The organism is Acinetobacter sp. YH12255 (genome assembly GCF_013417355.1).
In the GTDB taxonomy this organism is placed as follows: domain Bacteria; phylum Pseudomonadota; class Gammaproteobacteria; order Pseudomonadales; family Moraxellaceae; genus Acinetobacter; species Acinetobacter pseudolwoffii.
Window position 1 is genome coordinate 54,097 of the sequence record NZ_VPEC01000001.1, and the last position, 15,128, is coordinate 69,224.

The 15,128-nt window shown below is 46.2% G+C and carries 12 protein-coding genes; 8 read left to right on the top strand and 4 right to left on the bottom strand.

The window, feature by feature from the left end; all coding sequences use genetic code 11:
• Window positions 1-100 precede the first annotated feature (100 nt).
• A complete protein-coding gene (locus FTV30_RS00340; protein ID WP_180000804.1) occupies window positions 101-1,789 on the bottom strand; it encodes an AMP-binding protein in 1,689 nt (562 codons plus the stop codon).
• Between the two features lie 96 nt (window positions 1,790-1,885).
• Window positions 1,886-2,521, bottom strand: coding sequence for a TetR/AcrR family transcriptional regulator (locus tag FTV30_RS00345; RefSeq protein ID WP_035337915.1), 636 nt, complete (start codon window positions 2,519-2,521; stop codon window positions 1,886-1,888).
• A gap of 147 nt (window positions 2,522-2,668) precedes the next feature.
• Here FTV30_RS00345 and FTV30_RS00350 point away from each other — a divergent pair, with 147 nt between their 5' ends.
• From FTV30_RS00350 to FTV30_RS00385, 8 genes are all read left to right on the top strand, one after another.
• The gene (locus tag FTV30_RS00350) at window positions 2,669-3,841 is read left to right on the top strand and encodes an isovaleryl-CoA dehydrogenase (RefSeq protein ID WP_005096545.1); all 1,173 of its coding nucleotides are present in this window, start codon (window positions 2,669-2,671) and stop codon (window positions 3,839-3,841) included.
• 35 nt (window positions 3,842-3,876) lie between these two features.
• Complete coding sequence (locus tag FTV30_RS00355; RefSeq protein WP_100355089.1) at window positions 3,877-5,478, top strand: carboxyl transferase domain-containing protein; 1,602 nt, start codon at window positions 3,877-3,879, stop codon at window positions 5,476-5,478.
• A 12-nt stretch (window positions 5,479-5,490) separates the two neighbouring features.
• Window positions 5,491-6,285 carry an enoyl-CoA hydratase/isomerase family protein gene (locus FTV30_RS00360; protein WP_074382975.1) on the top strand — a complete coding sequence of 265 codons (795 nt, stop codon included), beginning with the start codon at window positions 5,491-5,493 and terminating at the stop codon, window positions 6,283-6,285.
• Between the two features lie 19 nt (window positions 6,286-6,304).
• Window positions 6,305-8,299 (top strand): acetyl/propionyl/methylcrotonyl-CoA carboxylase subunit alpha, encoded by a 1,995-nt coding sequence (locus FTV30_RS00365; RefSeq protein WP_005096540.1) that lies wholly within the window; start codon window positions 6,305-6,307, stop codon window positions 8,297-8,299.
• Window positions 8,296-9,198, top strand: a complete 903-nt coding sequence (locus FTV30_RS00370; RefSeq protein WP_005171595.1) for a hydroxymethylglutaryl-CoA lyase — start codon at window positions 8,296-8,298, stop codon at window positions 9,196-9,198. Before FTV30_RS00365 ends, FTV30_RS00370 begins: the two co-directional genes overlap by 4 nt.
• A 101-nt stretch (window positions 9,199-9,299) precedes the next feature.
• On the top strand, window positions 9,300-10,004 hold the full coding sequence (locus tag FTV30_RS00375) for a CoA transferase subunit A (RefSeq protein ID WP_074382978.1): 705 nt from the start codon (window positions 9,300-9,302) through the stop codon (window positions 10,002-10,004).
• Between the two features lie 2 nt (window positions 10,005-10,006).
• Window positions 10,007-10,645: a CoA transferase subunit B gene (locus FTV30_RS00380; protein WP_100358076.1), complete on the top strand. Its 639-nt coding sequence runs from the start codon at window positions 10,007-10,009 to the stop codon at window positions 10,643-10,645.
• A 97-nt stretch (window positions 10,646-10,742) separates the two neighbouring features.
• Complete coding sequence (locus tag FTV30_RS00385; protein ID WP_005171604.1) at window positions 10,743-12,155, top strand: short-chain fatty acid transporter; 1,413 nt, start codon at window positions 10,743-10,745, stop codon at window positions 12,153-12,155.
• A gap of 55 nt (window positions 12,156-12,210) precedes the next feature.
• Here the strand turns inward: FTV30_RS00385 and FTV30_RS00390 are convergent, their stop codons facing one another.
• Together FTV30_RS00390 and FTV30_RS00395 are read right to left on the bottom strand one after the other, a co-directional pair.
• The gene (locus FTV30_RS00390; protein ID WP_180000805.1) at window positions 12,211-13,695 is read right to left on the bottom strand and encodes an OmpA family protein; all 1,485 of its coding nucleotides are present in this window, start codon (window positions 13,693-13,695) and stop codon (window positions 12,211-12,213) included.
• 192 nt (window positions 13,696-13,887) lie between these two features.
• Window positions 13,888-15,123, bottom strand: a complete 1,236-nt coding sequence (locus FTV30_RS00395) for a dihydroorotase (RefSeq protein ID WP_180000806.1) — start codon at window positions 15,121-15,123, stop codon at window positions 13,888-13,890.
• Window positions 15,124-15,128 lie beyond the last annotated feature (5 nt).

Sequence of the window (15,128 nt, forward strand, 5' to 3'; positions counted from 1 at the left end):
GGCTGTGCAGATCTTTCGCTTTTTCTTAATAGTTTCTCTTCAACTTTTTTTAATGATAAAAAAGTTGAAGAATTCACCAATCTCAAAAACTAAACAATACTTAAGCTATTTCCTTTAAGTTCAACTCTTCACGCATAAATTCACGCAATTTAAACTTCTGCGCCTTACCGGAAGCTGTCATCGGGAACTCATGGAAGAAACGCACATAGCGCGGCACTTTATTGTGTGAGATATGCTCGGCACAATACTGGCGAATAGTTTCTTCAGTACACGGATCGTTTTCATGCAAAATGATGCAGGCACAGAGTTCTTCACCATACTTATGATCTGGCACACCAATCACCTGAACATCTGAAACCGCAGGATGGGTATAAAGGAAGTCTTCAATTTCTTTGGGGAACAGGTTTTCACCGCCACGAATGACGACATCCTTGATTCTCCCCTTGATTTTGACAAAGCCTTCATCATCCATTTCAGCAATATCACCCGTATGCATCCAGCGCGCATTATCAATTACTTCTGCAGTTTTATCCTGATCTTCCCAATAACCGAGCATCACCGAATAACCACGCACACAGAGTTCACCGAGTTGTCCGCGCGGCACCACCTTGCCATCTTCATCGACAATTTTCACTTCCAGATGCGGATGTACCCGGCCGACTGTCGTAACACGCTGTTCAATGGAGTCTGCGGTAGAGCTTTGCGCACTGACCGGTGCGGTTTCAGTCATGCCATAGCAAATGGTGATATCTGACATATGCATCCGCTCAATCACACGCTGCATGATTTCCTGTGGACATGGACTGCCGGCCATAATGCCGGTACGTAAACTGCTCAGATCAAATTCATCAAACTGTTCATGCTCAAGAATGGCAATAAACATGGTCGGCACCCCATAAGCCGCCGTACATTTTTCTTGTTGAATGGCTTTGAGGGTTTCCAGAGGATTGAAAACGGCAGATGGATAAATCATGGCTGAACCATGGGTAATACAGGCCAGATTTCCCATCACCATACCAAAGCAGTGGAACAGTGGTACCGAAATACAAACCCGATCTTCTGGACTTAAATGAATGGCTTCACCGACAAAATAGCCATTATTTAAAATATTGTTATGGGTCAACATAGTACCTTTCGGATTCCCCGTTGTACCCGAGGTGAACTGAATATTGATGGTTTCATCAAACTGCAATTCACTCGAAATTTGCTGCAATTTTTCTAAGGCGTTTGCGCTTGGTTCCACCAATAAGTCCTGAAAACGATGTAGACCCGGATGTTCCTGTTCATCAATTTTAATCACATGCTTCAAATGCGGCAGACGCTCTGCATTGAGTAATTTACTTTCAGTCTGTGTTAGCTCAGGAGCAATTTTAGTCAGAATTTCCTGATAGTCAGTGGTTTTAAACTGCGCTGCAATCACCAGTCCCTTACAGGAGACCTTGTTTAAGACATATTCCAGTTCATTACTTTTATAAGCTGGATTCAAGTTCACCAGAATAATCCCGGCCTTAAATGCAGCAAACTGGGTAATGGTCCATTCCACACAGTTCGGCGACCAGATGGCCAGACGGTCACCTTTTTCCAGGCCCAGTTTCTGCAAACTACAGGCAAAAGCATTCACTTGCTGCTGCAACTGCTGATAGCTCAGACGCACATTCTGGTGCAAGCTGACGATTGCATCAGAATGTGCATACTGTTCGCATGCCTGATCAAATTTTTCGCCAATTGTCATGCCCAATAAGGGTTGGCTGCTTGTTCCGTAGGCATAGCTTAACCGTACTTGTGTCATTGAATCGATCTCCTTGATTCTTTGTAATTCTGATTTTCAACTCTATTAATTGTTTTTGACCACGACAACCCTGTCTTCCTGCCTGTTTTTTGTGTTTTATGCTCCTGCTACTCCCTCCTGTCGACGTACTGCGTTGACACAAAAATCGGCAATCTGTTTGACAAAGTGATCCTTATAATTTTGATCAAACCTGATATTCCGAGATGGATTCAAAGGTTCAATTACTACAAAGGTCATGGAACCAACCACACCCAGCGCTGCGGTATTTAAATCTTCAAATTCAAACTCGCCATTGACTTTTCCTTCAGCCAAAATTTCCTTAATGCTTTGCTTGATTAGCTGTTTACTGTGAAAACGCTCATGTTCCATTTCCGGATCGACCGGTTCGAACATCAGCGAATACGCCAACTGTGGGCTGTTCATGGCTCGCTTCACAAAAGTTGTAACAGATTTTTGCAATTTCTGTTTTGGCGATAAATCCGAGGCAGCAATGTGATTTAAAATCTCAATCTCAAGCCGAATTGCTTCTGACAAAACCTGAATCAAAATCTGATTCTTGTTTTCGAAATATCGATATACCAAGCCTGTAGAAACGCCTGCACGTTCTGCAATCGCCTGAATCGACGCCTCTTTAAAGCCCCCTTGAGTAATCAGCTCACGAGCAGATTGCAAGATCGCCAAGCGATTTTGCTCCATTCGTTCCTGCATCAATGATGATCTTTTATAACTCATAAAATTAATCTCAACAAGATAAAATGAATTGTAAATCATTTTGTGAATATTGATTCACTTTTTTAAATTTTCGATGTATGTTAAATAACAAGCACAACAAAAATGCTTTTTTGGATACAACAAATAGAACCACAGGATGGATGAACAATGAATTTACAAAGCTTGGATTTCGGTTTGGACGAAACACTTATTGCACTTCGTGATTCAGTGGCTGCATTTTGCGCCAAGGAAATTGCTCCAATTGCTCAACAAGTGGACCGTGACAATGAATTCCCTGCTCACCTTTGGAAAAAATTTGGCGAGATGGGCCTGCTCGGTCTGACGGTCAGTGAGGAATATGGCGGTTCAAATTTCGGTTATCTGGCACACATCATTGCCATGCAGGAAATTTCCCGCGCTTCAGCATCGATTGGTTTGTCCTATGGCGCACATTCTAACCTATGTGTAAACCAGATTAAGCGTAATGGCAGTGAAGAACAGAAACAGCGCTATCTGCCCAAACTGGTATCTGGTGATTATGTCGGTGCATTGGCCATGTCCGAACCCAATGCCGGATCCGATGTGGTCAGCATGAAACTCAAAGCTGAAGACAAAGGTGATCATTACCTGCTGAATGGTTCGAAAATGTGGATCACCAATGGCGGCGATGCCGATGTACTGGTGGTCTACGCAAAAACCGATTTACAAGCCGGTGCCAAAGGCATGACCGCTTTTCTGGTTGAAAAAAATATGCCGGGGTTTAGTCACGGTACGCACCTAGACAAACTCGGCATGCGTGGCTCAAACACTTATCCACTATTTTTTGACAATGTCGCAGTGCCAAAAGAAAACGTGCTCGGCGGTGTCGGCAATGGCACCAAAGTGCTGATGAGCGGTCTGGACTATGAACGTGCTGTTTTAAGTGCAGGCCCACTCGGCATTATGGATGCCTGTATGGATACCGTGATTCCGTATATTCATGATCGTAAACAGTTTGGTCAGGCGCTGGGTGAATTCCAGTTGATGCAGGGCAAAATTGCTGACATGTATTCCACCTGGCTGGCCTGTAAAGCCCTGGTCTATGCAGTTGGCGCAGAATGTGACAAGGCAGAGCATAGCCGTAGCCTGCGTAAAGATGCCGCCAGTGCGATTTTATATGCAGCTGAAAAAGCCACCTGGATGGCGGGCGAAACCATTCAAACCTTGGGTGGCAACGGTTATATCAACGAGTTTGCTGCGGGACGTCTATGGCGCGATGCCAAACTGTATGAAATTGGCGCAGGCACCTCAGAAATTCGCCGCATGCTGATTGGCCGCGAACTGTTTAATGAAACTGCCTAAAAAATAAATCACAAGAATAGACAAGGATGTTCGGCATGAATCAATTAAAGAGCAAAATTAATATTCGCAGCGACGAATTTAAAAACAACCAGACGGCGATGCAAAATCTGGTCGAAGACCTGAAACAGAAAGTCCAAAAAATTGCCTTGGGTGGGGGTGAAACTGCCCGTCAAAAACATTTGGATCGCGGTAAATTACTAGCCAGAGAACGTATTGATCATCTGATTGATCCTGGCACGGCATTTATTGAAATTGGACAACTGGCTGCCTATCAGGTCTATCAGGACGATGTGCCTGCTGCGGGCGTGGTCGCTGGCGTTGGTCAGGTCAATGGCGTGACCTGCATGATTATTGCCAATGATGCGACTGTTAAAGGTGGCACTTATTATCCATTGACCGTGAAAAAACATTTACGTGCTCAGGAAATTGCCGAGCAGAATCATTTGACCTGTATTTATCTGGTCGATTCTGGCGGTGCCTATTTGCCGCTACAAGATGAAGTCTTCCCGGATCGTGATCACTTCGGACGTATTTTCTATAATCAGGCGCGTATGTCGAGCCAAGGCATTGCCCAGATTGCTGTGGTGATGGGCAGTTGTACGGCGGGTGGTGCCTATGTGCCTGCCATGTCGGATGAAACTATTATTGTGCGCAATCAGGGAACCATTTTCCTCGGTGGCCCGCCACTGGTCAAAGCTGCAACCGGTGAAGTGGTTTCCAGTGAAGACCTTGGTGGTGGTGATGTGCATACCCGCCTCTCCGGTGTAGCCGATCATCTGGCTGAAAATGACCAGCATGCCCTGGAAATTGCCCGTAATATTGTGGCCAATTTAAATAAAAAACCAAATCCGTTGCCTGAGCAGGTGGAAGCACCTTTGTTTGATGCTTCAGAGTTGTACGGTATCGTGCCAACAGATTCGCGTAAACCTTTTGATGTCCGTGAAGTGATTGCCCGGATTGTCGATGGTTCGCGTTTTGATGAATTTAAGGCTCGATTTGGTACCACTCTGATTACCGGATTTGCCAGCCTATACGGTATGCCAGTCGGGATTATTGCCAATAACGGCATTCTGTTTTCCGAATCTGCACAAAAAGGTGCGCATTTTATTGAACTTTGCTGTCAGCGCAATATTCCGCTGCTGTTTATTCAGAATATCACTGGCTTTATGGTCGGTCGCCAGTATGAAAATGAAGGCATTGCCAAAAATGGCGCCAAACTGGTGATGGCTGTGGCCAATGCCAATGTGCCTAAACTGACCATGGTGATTGGCGGCTCATTTGGTGCCGGCAACTATGGTATGTGTGGCCGCGCGTATTCACCACGCTTTATGTGGACTTGGCCAAACTCACGTATTTCAGTGATGGGCGGTGAACAGGCCTCCAGCGTATTGTCGACCTTAAAACGTGATCAGATTGAAGCCAAAGGCGCTAACTGGTCTGCGGAAGAAGAAGACCAGTTTAAACAGCCAATTCGTGATCAGTACGAACGCCAAGGTCATCCTTATTATGCCTCTGCACGTTTATGGGATGACGGTGTCATTGACCCTGCCCAGTCTCGTGAAGTGTTAGGTCTTAGTTTAGCTGCGGCACTGAATGCGCCAATCCAGCCGACCAAGTTTGGCGTGTTCCGCATGTAAGAGGTGAAAAAAATGACATATCAATTTTTACAGCTCGAACAGCAAAATCAAGTGGCAACAGTCTGGATTAATCGCGCTGAACTGCACAATGCCTTTAATACTCAGGTCATTGAAGAATTGTATCGCTGCTTCCAGTCTTTAAATAGCCGTGATGATGTACGTGTGGTGATTCTGGCAGGGCGCGGCAAAAGCTTTTCGGCTGGTGCCGATCTGAACTGGATGAAGCAGGCCGGTCAGGCTTCTCAAGCAGACAACGAAGCAGATGCATTAAAACTGGCGAAAATGCTGCAAAGCCTAGCGACTTTAAAGCAGCCAACCATCGCCCGGGTGCATGGCATTGCTTTTGGCGGTGGTATGGGTCTGGCATCAGCTTGTGATATTTGCGTGGCCAGCACCGATGCCAAGTTTGCCACCTCTGAAGTACGCCTAGGTCTGGCACCTTCGACCATCAGCCCGTATGTGATTCGTGCGATTGGTGCGCGTCAGGCTTCACGTTATTTCCTGACCGCCGAGCGAATTTCTGCGGAACAGGCCAAAACCATTGGACTGGCGCATGAAGTCACTCCACCGGAACAGCTCGACAGCAAAATTGATGAAATTGTGGAAGCCCTGTTACTCGGTGGCCCTGCTGCACAAAATTCCTCAAAACAACTGATTCAACTGGTCGACCAACAGGTTTTGACCGAAGATTTACTTCTTAAAACAGCACAGCATATTGCCCATATTCGCCAGGGAGATGAGGCGAAAAATGGACTGAATGCATTTTTAAACAAACAAAGCCCGGCCTGGATCAAGACCACGGCATAACAACAAGAAGGATGCTACGATGTTTGAAAAGATTTTAATTGCCAACCGTGGTGAAATTGCCTGCCGTGTGATTCGTACAGCAAAAAAACTCGGTATTGCCACCGTTGCCGTATACTCCGATGCCGATGCACAGGCACAGCATGTCAAACTGGCGGATGAAGCGATCTATATTGGTGAATCGCCAGCAGCACAAAGCTATTTACAGATCGAACGTATTATTCAGGCGGCCAAAAACACCGGTGCGCAAGCAATTCACCCAGGTTATGGCTTTTTGTCGGAAAATGACCAGTTTGCCCTGGCCTGTCAGGACAATAATATTGTCTTTATTGGCCCGCCTGTCGATGCCATTTTGGCGATGGGTCTCAAAGCCACCTCTAAAGCGTTGATGGAAAAAGCTGGTGTGCCTTTAACCCCGGGCTATCACGGTAGCAATCAGGATGCCGACTTCCTGAAACAGCAGGCTGACAGCATCGGCTATCCGGTGCTAATCAAAGCCAGTGCTGGCGGTGGCGGTAAAGGCATGCGTCTGGTCGAGCGCAGTGAAGATTTTCTGAGTTCGCTGGCTTCATGTAAAAGCGAAGCGCGTTCCAGTTTTGGCAATGAAGATGTGCTAATTGAACGCTATGTGATTCAGCCACGTCATATTGAAGTACAGGTTTTTGGCGATACCCACGGCAATTATGTGCATTTATTTGAACGTGATTGCTCGGTACAACGTCGTCATCAAAAAGTCCTTGAAGAAGCGCCTGCACCAAAAATGCCAGAAGACAAACTTGAAGCGATGCGCCAGGCCGCGATTGATGCCGCACGTGCGGTCGATTATGTCGGTGCCGGTACGGTAGAGTTTATCGTCGAGCAAGATGGTACTGCCTATTTCATGGAAATGAATACCCGTTTGCAGGTTGAGCACCCGGTCACTGAAATGATTACCGGACAGGATCTGGTGGAATGGCAACTGCGCGTAGCTTTTGGTGAGCCTTTACCCAAACAGCAGCATGAATTACAGATCCACGGGCATGCACTGGAAGCACGTGTCTATGCCGAAGAACCAGAGAAAGGCTTTATTCCTGCGATTGGCCAGATCAGCTATTTACACTATCCAGAGCAAAATGACTGTGTACGTGTGGATAGTGGCATTGTCGAAGGTGATGAAATCAGCACCTATTATGATCCGATGATTGCCAAACTGATTGTCTGGGGCAAAAACCGCGAAGCTGCTTTAACGCAAATGCATCATGCCCTGGGCCATTTCCATGTGGATGGTTTGGGCAATAATATTGCATTCCTCGACCGTTTGGTGCTGTGTGATTCGTTTAAAAATGCCCATCTGGATACCGGCCTGATTCAACGTGAAGAAGAGTTCTTATTAAAACCTTCGACTGAGATCAATGCTGAACTGATCGTTAGTGCTGCATTCATCGAATTATTATCACGCCAAGCTCAAAACCCGGTTGCGAATAACTCAGTCTGGCAACAACACGCTTTCTGGCGCCTGAATCAGCAAAATGCATATACAGTGCAATTACAACGCAATGGCATTATGCTTAAAGTTCAGTTCAGTACGCAAGAGCAAGGTTTTATCGCCACTTATAATGGTCAGCAGATTCAGCTACAAGGTCAGTTGATTGATGCACATACTTTAGCTTTGCAACTGGCAGGTAAACAGCAAAAACTGGCCTTTAGCCAGACTGAACATGGCATTACCCTGTTCCAGAATGGTCAGACACATAAATTCGAGTCTATCCAGCCGGATTATGATCAGCATGATGATCAAGGGACAGAAAACAACCTCACTGCACCAATGCCAGGTGTGATCACGCAAGTACTGGTCGCTGCCAATGACAAGGTCAAAAAAGACGATGTCTTGATGACGCTGGAAGCGATGAAAATTGAATACTCGATTCGTGCACCACATGACGGCATCATCGCCAGTTCATATTTCCAGAAAGGTGATCAGGTCAAAGCCGGTGATGAACTGCTTGAGTTCCAGCCACTGACGGAGGATGTTGCATGACCGAATTTGTCAAAATTGTAGAAGTCGGGCCACGCGATGGCCTGCAAAATGAAAAAACGCCATTAACGCTGGATGATCGGAAAAATCTGATTCTGGATCTGATGAAAACCGGTTTACAGGCGATTGAAGTCGGTTCCTGTGTTTCAGCCAAATGGGTGCCACAAATGGCAGACAGCGATCAGCTGTTTGCCGGCTTGCCCAAAGACCCAAATATTCAGTTCAGTTTACTCACCCCAAACCTGAAGGGCTTTGAAGCAGCGCTGGCGGTGGGTTGCAAGGAAGTTGCGGTCTTTACCGCAGCGTCCGAAAGCTTTACCCGCAAAAATATCAATTGCTCGATTGATGAAAGCTTGGAGAAGTTTGCCGATGTGATGGCGGCCGCCAAAGCCAATGATATTCGGGTACGCGGTTATGTGTCCTGTATGGTGGACTGCCCTTATGAAGGTGCGATTGATCCGAAACAGGTGGTCAAAGTCACCCAACGTTTGCTGGATATGGGCTGCTATGAAGTGTCGTTGGGTGAAACCATTGGTACAGCCACACCGGATCGGGTGCAAAAAGTCTGGGATGCTTGCCTGGCTCAGATCGATACCAAGGTTTTGGCAGGTCATTTCCATAATACCTATGGCATGGCCATCGCCAATATTTACCAGTCGCTGTTACAAGGCATCCGGGTATTTGATTCATCCATTGCCGGTCTGGGTGGCTGTCCTTATGCCAAGGGTGCTTCAGGCAATGTTTCAACTGAAGACCTGTATTACCTGCTCTCGAATATGGGCTTTGAAACCGGTATTCAACTGGATGCCCTGATGCAGGCCAGCCGTAATATCAGTGAGGTGTTGCAGCGCAATAATCCCTCCAATTATGCCAATGCCTATTGGCAAAAAGCCTGTGCCTAACAATAGCAATACCCGGACACGATACAAGTCCTCAAGGATATACATCAGTAGTTTCCTGACCAAAAAGGAATCTGCAAGACAAGAATAAATCGAGGTAAAAAATGTCAAATAAAGTTTATGACAGTGCAGAGGCCGCTTTAGACGGCGTGGTTCAGAATGGACATACACTGGCAGTCGGAGGTTTTGGTTTATGCGGTATTCCGGAAGCATTGATTGCCGCATTGAAACAGACTGGTGCCAAAAATCTGACCTGTATTTCCAACAATGCCGGAGTCGATGGTTTTGGTTTGGGCGTTTTACTGGAAACCAAACAGATTCAAAAAATGATTTCATCTTATGTTGGTGAGAATAAAGAATTCGAACGTCAATACCTGAGTGGCGAACTGGAAGTCGAACTGACCCCACAAGGCACCTTGGCGGAGAAATTACGTGCTGGCGGTGCCGGTATTCCGGCTTTTTATACCGCCACCGGTGTCGGAACCGTGATTGCTGAAGGCAAGGATGTACGTGAGTTTAATGGCAAGTCTTATATTCTGGAAGAATCCTTGACTGCCGATATCGCCTTGGTCAAAGCCTATAAGGCCGATAAAGCAGGTAATCTGATTTTCCGTAAAACTGCACAAAACTTTAATCCGGTCTGCGCTATGGCTGGCAAAATCACCGTGGCTGAAGTAGAAGAAATTGTCGAAATTGGTGCGCTGGATCCCGATGACATTCATCTGCCCGGTATTTATGTGAATCGAATTGTCTTAAATACCCAACCGGAAAAACGTATTGAACAGATGACCTTAAAGGCGGAGGCTTGATCATGGCTTGGACACGTAATCAAATGGCGCAGCGCGCTGCACAAGAGCTGGAAGATGGTTTCTACGTTAACCTGGGGATTGGTTTACCAACGCTGGTTGCTAACTACATTCCAGAAAATATCAACGTCTGGCTGCAATCGGAAAATGGCTTGCTCGGTATTGGCGAATTTCCAACGGCTGAAACCGTCGATGCCGACCTGATTAATGCTGGTAAACAGACCGTGACTGCCCGTAAGGGCGCTTCTTTCTTTTCCAGTGCCGATTCCTTTGCCATGATCCGTGGCGGTCATGTCAATATCGCCATTTTAGGTGCCATGGAAGTGTCCGAAACTGGCGATCTGGCCAACTGGATGATTCCGGGCAAAAAAGTCAAAGGTATGGGCGGTGCCATGGATCTGGTCGCAGGGGTACAAAAAGTCGTGGTGTTGATGGAACACTGCGCCAAAGATGGCACGCCTAAAGTTGTTGCGCAATGTAGTCTGCCCCTTACCGGACAGGCTGTGGTCAACCGGATCATTACCGATTTAGGTGTGCTGGATGTCACTCCAGATGGTATTCAACTTGTTGAGCTGGCACCAGAGGTCAGTTTTGAGGAGATTCAGAAAGTCACGGGTGTGGCTTTACAAAAAATAGCAGCTTGATTTTCCCGACCCTTAAAATGAAAAATTTTAAGGGTTTCTTTTCGACCAAAGAAAACTCTAATTTTAAAAATGAATGCAGAATAAATGGATTTTAATCATGCAAACAGAACAAAATATCTTACAACGCTTCGCCCTGCGCGTCAGTGACTGGTCAGAAAAATGGTTTCCTGATTCTTATATTTTTGCCCTGCTCGGTGTCATCATTGTCGCAATTGCCGCTATCGGAATTGGCGCGCCGGCACAGGACGTTGCCATTTCCTTTGGTGACGGGTTCTGGAGCCTGATTCCCTTTACCTTGCAGATGTGCATGCTGATCGTGGTCGGTTATGTGGTTTCGGTTTCAAAACCAATGCAGCTTCTGATCCGAAAAATGGCACGTCTGCCCCATTCAGGGCGCGGTGCGATTGTATTGGTCGCGACAGTCAGCCTGCTCATTTCCCTGATTAACTGGGCCATGAGCACAGTTCTAACTGCATTACTCGTGATTGCACTGGCACAACGTAAAGAACTTAATATGGATTACCGCGCTGCAGCCGCAGCAGCGATTATCGGGATGGGAGCCACCTGGGCACTCGGCATCAGTTCCTCTGCTGCACAATTACAGGCCAATAAAAGCAGCCTGCCTGAACCGATTTACAATCTGACCGGTGTCATTCCATTTACCGAAACGATTTTCCTGCCGCAATCCATGATCATGACGGCGGTTCTAATCATTGCCTCGATTGCCATTGCCTACTGGTCAGCGCCGAAAGGCAGTCATATTAAAACCATTGAACATTTTCCGGTTCAGATTGAAGAAGGAAAACCGGAAGAATCTTCATCAAAACGTCCGGGCGACTGGCTGGAAAACTCACCTATTTTAAGTATTCTGATTGTAGTGCTAGGTGCTGTATGGATGTTTAACGAATTTTCCGAAAGCAATCCTATTCTGGCCATCTCCAGTTTAAATACCTATAACTTTATCTTCCTGATTTTGGGTGTCGCACTACATGGTACGCCACGGAATTTCCTCAATGCCGTTTCCAAGGCTGTGCCAGCAATTTCAGGTGTGCTGATCCAGTTTCCTTTATATGGCAGCATTGCCTTTATGATGACCAATGCGCTGAATTCTGCGGATCTGTCCCTATCACACTATATTGCCGAATTTTTCGTTTCGATTGCTTCACAGGAAACCTTTGCTATCGTGATGGGTCTCTATTCGGCAATCCTGGGTTTCTTCATTCCTTCCGGTGGAGGTAAATGGATTATTGAAGCCCCTTATGTAATGCAGGCTGCGCATGATCTGAAAGTGCATCTGGGCTGGTCAGTGCAGATTTATAATGCTGCCGAAGCCTTGCCTAATCTGATCAATCCTTTCTTTATGTTGCCGATGCTGGGCATCCTGAAGTTAAAGGCCAAAGATGTGATCGGTTTTACCGTGACCCAACTGGTTTTTCATATCCCGCTGGTGCTGTTTTTACTCTGGTTCCTCGGCCGAACTTTGACCTATAGTCCACCGGTCTTTTCTTAATTTAAGCCATATAAAAAGGACGAATCATTCGTCCTTTTTCATCTGGAAAATTATTTCAGCTGGCTTTCTTTTCTACAACACCCTCGCTATCCACTGCACGTATAGTACCTGTTTCAGTATTAACCACTTCAAAAGCTACGCGGCGGTTCTGAAACTGTCCGGCAGGTGTCGCATTCGGTTCAACAGGCTGGCCCTCTCCCACGCCTACAGCTTGCAATTGCGCAGGATCAACCCCCTTTTCAATCAGATAACCCACAATTGCTTGCGCGCGTTGCACAGACAGCACTTTATTCTCGGCCTCACTTCCTTGCGCATCGGTATGTCCTTTGACCTTGAGAATAACATGCGGTGCGCGCTGCAATAATGCGGCAGCCTGATCCAGTACCGATTTATTCACTTCCGGTACGGCAGTCGATGCAGTATCAAAATTAATAATCTGCAAATTCAGTGCAGTCGCAACATCTAAGGCCTGAACATGATCAGTTTCGATACTCGCCAATGCTTGTTCTGCATCGCTATTGGCAGCCTGAATCGCCTCACTCCTATTGACCGGCTGTTGAGTCACAACAGTGACATTTTTGGCCAGATTACGAATTTGTGTTGCCAGACGTTCTGCTTCTGCATTACTCGCTGCACGTATAGCAACCTGATTACCAATCCAGTCTAGTGAGACATTTGGCATGCCTTGAATCAGTTTCAAAACGGAAGGAATGCTATCCTGATCAATAAATTCCGAATGATAAACCTCACTGCTGAGCGCGCCACAACCAATATTATAATTAAAGATCTGTTTAATCTCGGTTTGCAAAATTTGCATATACTGGGGATTATTCAGCTGTAACTGACAACTGATAATTTCACCATTAGTGCCGGTACTCAACTGTAAAGAAGCGGGTTGGACTGCGGCAATTTCACGGGTCGTTTGGGGGTTTGCCGAATCCTCAGCATCATCCTGCATACAGCTACGAACAAAAAACAGGATTAAAGCTGCCAGAATCAGAAAAATAATAAACGGCCATAAAAAACCGGTTTTTTTCTGCTGCTGTACCACAACAGCATGTTCTGGTTCTAGTTCAGGCGCCTGATTCAAATGCTGCCCCGCCAATGGAGAAACACCTAATGCCGCTAAAATCGATCCGGCCCAAACAGGTAATGCACGCTGGATCGAGTCGGCGTGGGTTTCCAGCAAATGACTAATCGCTTCTGGACTTGAAGCACCGGCTTCGGTCTGTAAAAAATTGAGGGTCGGTACAATGGCCCGATTCAGGGTCTGCTCTATTTGATCTTGTGGCGCGCTCTGATCAAGTTGATCCAGAAACTGCTGCTTGAGTGCCGAATTTCCATTAAACAGTTCATGGATTTTTGGATTGAGTTGCTGGCTTAAACTTTCAATCCATGCAGGACGTGCACGCAATATACTTAAGAATATGGGATAGAACTGACTCAGTGCCTGATCTTTGGCAAATAGATGTTCGGTTTCACCTTGTAGCACAATCGCTGTAACATCGCTTTTTAAGCGTTCCATCAGATCTACATTCATATTGTCACCATTCTTTTGATTTTTCTAATGTTTAATATTCAATCAGTGTAACGATGCCAGTTTTTTGAAAATGTAAATAATTGTATGAATATCATAAAGTTTCACTGTTTTTGTTGAGTACTCATTTTACTGACACAGAATTCAAAAACAAAAAAAGCCAGCCGAAGCTGACTTTTATAAAAGCTGGATCTATTAAGCGAGGAACGTTTTTAAAACTTTAGCTCGCACTTTTTGATTGATCAGCGGTGTATTTTTACCTTGCGACACGATGCTTTCTTTGCTCAGCGTCCATTCCAGCTCTGGATCTACAAGTACCCAGCCCGCCTCGTCTGCCCAGCGATCTGCCATTTGTGCAACACGTGCCGGAGCCAAAGTCACTTTTTCTACCCATTCCAGTGGTGTAAACAAACCTTCATTGACCAGTTGAATTCCAAAAGGTACATAAGTATCAAAAGCGCTAAAGCCAGGCTGGGTTTCAGCAAATGGCGCCATTTTCGCAGAGCTGCTCAGCGGTTCATGATGGGTACAAATCGCATCAATCACCCCAGATTTTACTCCTTGGCGTAGCAATTCTTTGTCTTGTTCAGCACGCAATGGCGGACGTACATGTGCCAGCGAATTAAAACCGTCAATTAAGGCATCGGTCAGATGTAATTGGTGCATGGCCACATCACAGGTGACAGGCAAGCCTTTTTCTTTGGCAATCCGGATTAGCTCTACTGACGCACCACAAGATAATAAACCGAAATGCGCACGAACTTTGGTCACTTCAATCATTAACAGGTATTTGGCAATTGCCACGGTTTCAGCAAGTGCTGGAATCATCGGCAAGCCCTGACGTGAGGCAATAAAGCCTTCATGCACACAGCCATCTTTGGCAATTTGCGGCTCTTCTGCATAGAACACCACAGTCAGATCTAAACCTGCAGCATATTCCAGGGTACGTAATACCACGTCATCATTGGCAAAAGGCGCACTGGCATTGGACACCGCAGTACATCCGCCTTTTTTCAAGCCGGCCATATTGGCAGGTTGCTGGCCTTGCAAGCCTTGGGTTTGAGCACCAATCACTTCAAGATAGATACCACCGTCCAGCATGGCTTTTTCAACCAGACCATGAATCAGTGCGCCATTGTCCTGCACGATCGGCTTTGAATCTGGTGGCGTAAACACGTGCAAAATCCCATTTTCACGTGCTGCTTTACCTTCAGATTTTAAGGTGCCATGTTGCTGCTGACCCGGTTCACGTAAACGTGCACACAGATCGACCATGGTGGGCATCAACCATTTGCCCTGACCATCAATGGTTTCAGAGACAGCAGCCGTTTCCGCAACGAACTTACCATTTTCCAGATACACGGTCTGAACAGAATCAGTGTTTTGGATTGGATCGAGCACACGAACATTTTCAATTTTTACAATAGTCATGACTT

What these genes read in the sequence shown, in the direction of transcription:
- FTV30_RS00350 (WP_005096545.1), top strand. Translation starts at nt 2,669, where the DNA reads ATGAATTTACAAAGCTTGGATTTCGGTTTGGACGAAACACTTATTGCA.
- FTV30_RS00365 (WP_005096540.1), top strand. Translation starts at nt 6,305, where the DNA reads ATGTTTGAAAAGATTTTAATTGCCAACCGTGGTGAAATTGCCTGCCGT.
- FTV30_RS00385 (WP_005171604.1), top strand. Translation starts at nt 10,743, where the DNA reads ATGCAAACAGAACAAAATATCTTACAACGCTTCGCCCTGCGCGTCAGT.
- FTV30_RS00345 (WP_035337915.1), bottom strand. Translation starts at nt 2,521, where the DNA reads ATGAGTTATAAAAGATCATCATTGATGCAGGAACGAATGGAGCAAAAT.
- FTV30_RS00380 (WP_100358076.1), top strand. Translation starts at nt 10,007, where the DNA reads ATGGCTTGGACACGTAATCAAATGGCGCAGCGCGCTGCACAAGAGCTG.
- FTV30_RS00375 (WP_074382978.1), top strand. Translation starts at nt 9,300, where the DNA reads ATGTCAAATAAAGTTTATGACAGTGCAGAGGCCGCTTTAGACGGCGTG.
- FTV30_RS00360 (WP_074382975.1), top strand. Translation starts at nt 5,491, where the DNA reads ATGACATATCAATTTTTACAGCTCGAACAGCAAAATCAAGTGGCAACA.
- FTV30_RS00390 (WP_180000805.1), bottom strand. Translation starts at nt 13,695, where the DNA reads ATGAATGTAGATCTGATGGAACGCTTAAAAAGCGATGTTACAGCGATT.
- FTV30_RS00355 (WP_100355089.1), top strand. Translation starts at nt 3,877, where the DNA reads ATGAATCAATTAAAGAGCAAAATTAATATTCGCAGCGACGAATTTAAA.
- FTV30_RS00340 (WP_180000804.1), bottom strand. Translation starts at nt 1,789, where the DNA reads ATGACACAAGTACGGTTAAGCTATGCCTACGGAACAAGCAGCCAACCC.
- FTV30_RS00395 (WP_180000806.1), bottom strand. Translation starts at nt 15,123, where the DNA reads ATGACTATTGTAAAAATTGAAAATGTTCGTGTGCTCGATCCAATCCAA.
- FTV30_RS00370 (WP_005171595.1), top strand. Translation starts at nt 8,296, where the DNA reads ATGACCGAATTTGTCAAAATTGTAGAAGTCGGGCCACGCGATGGCCTG.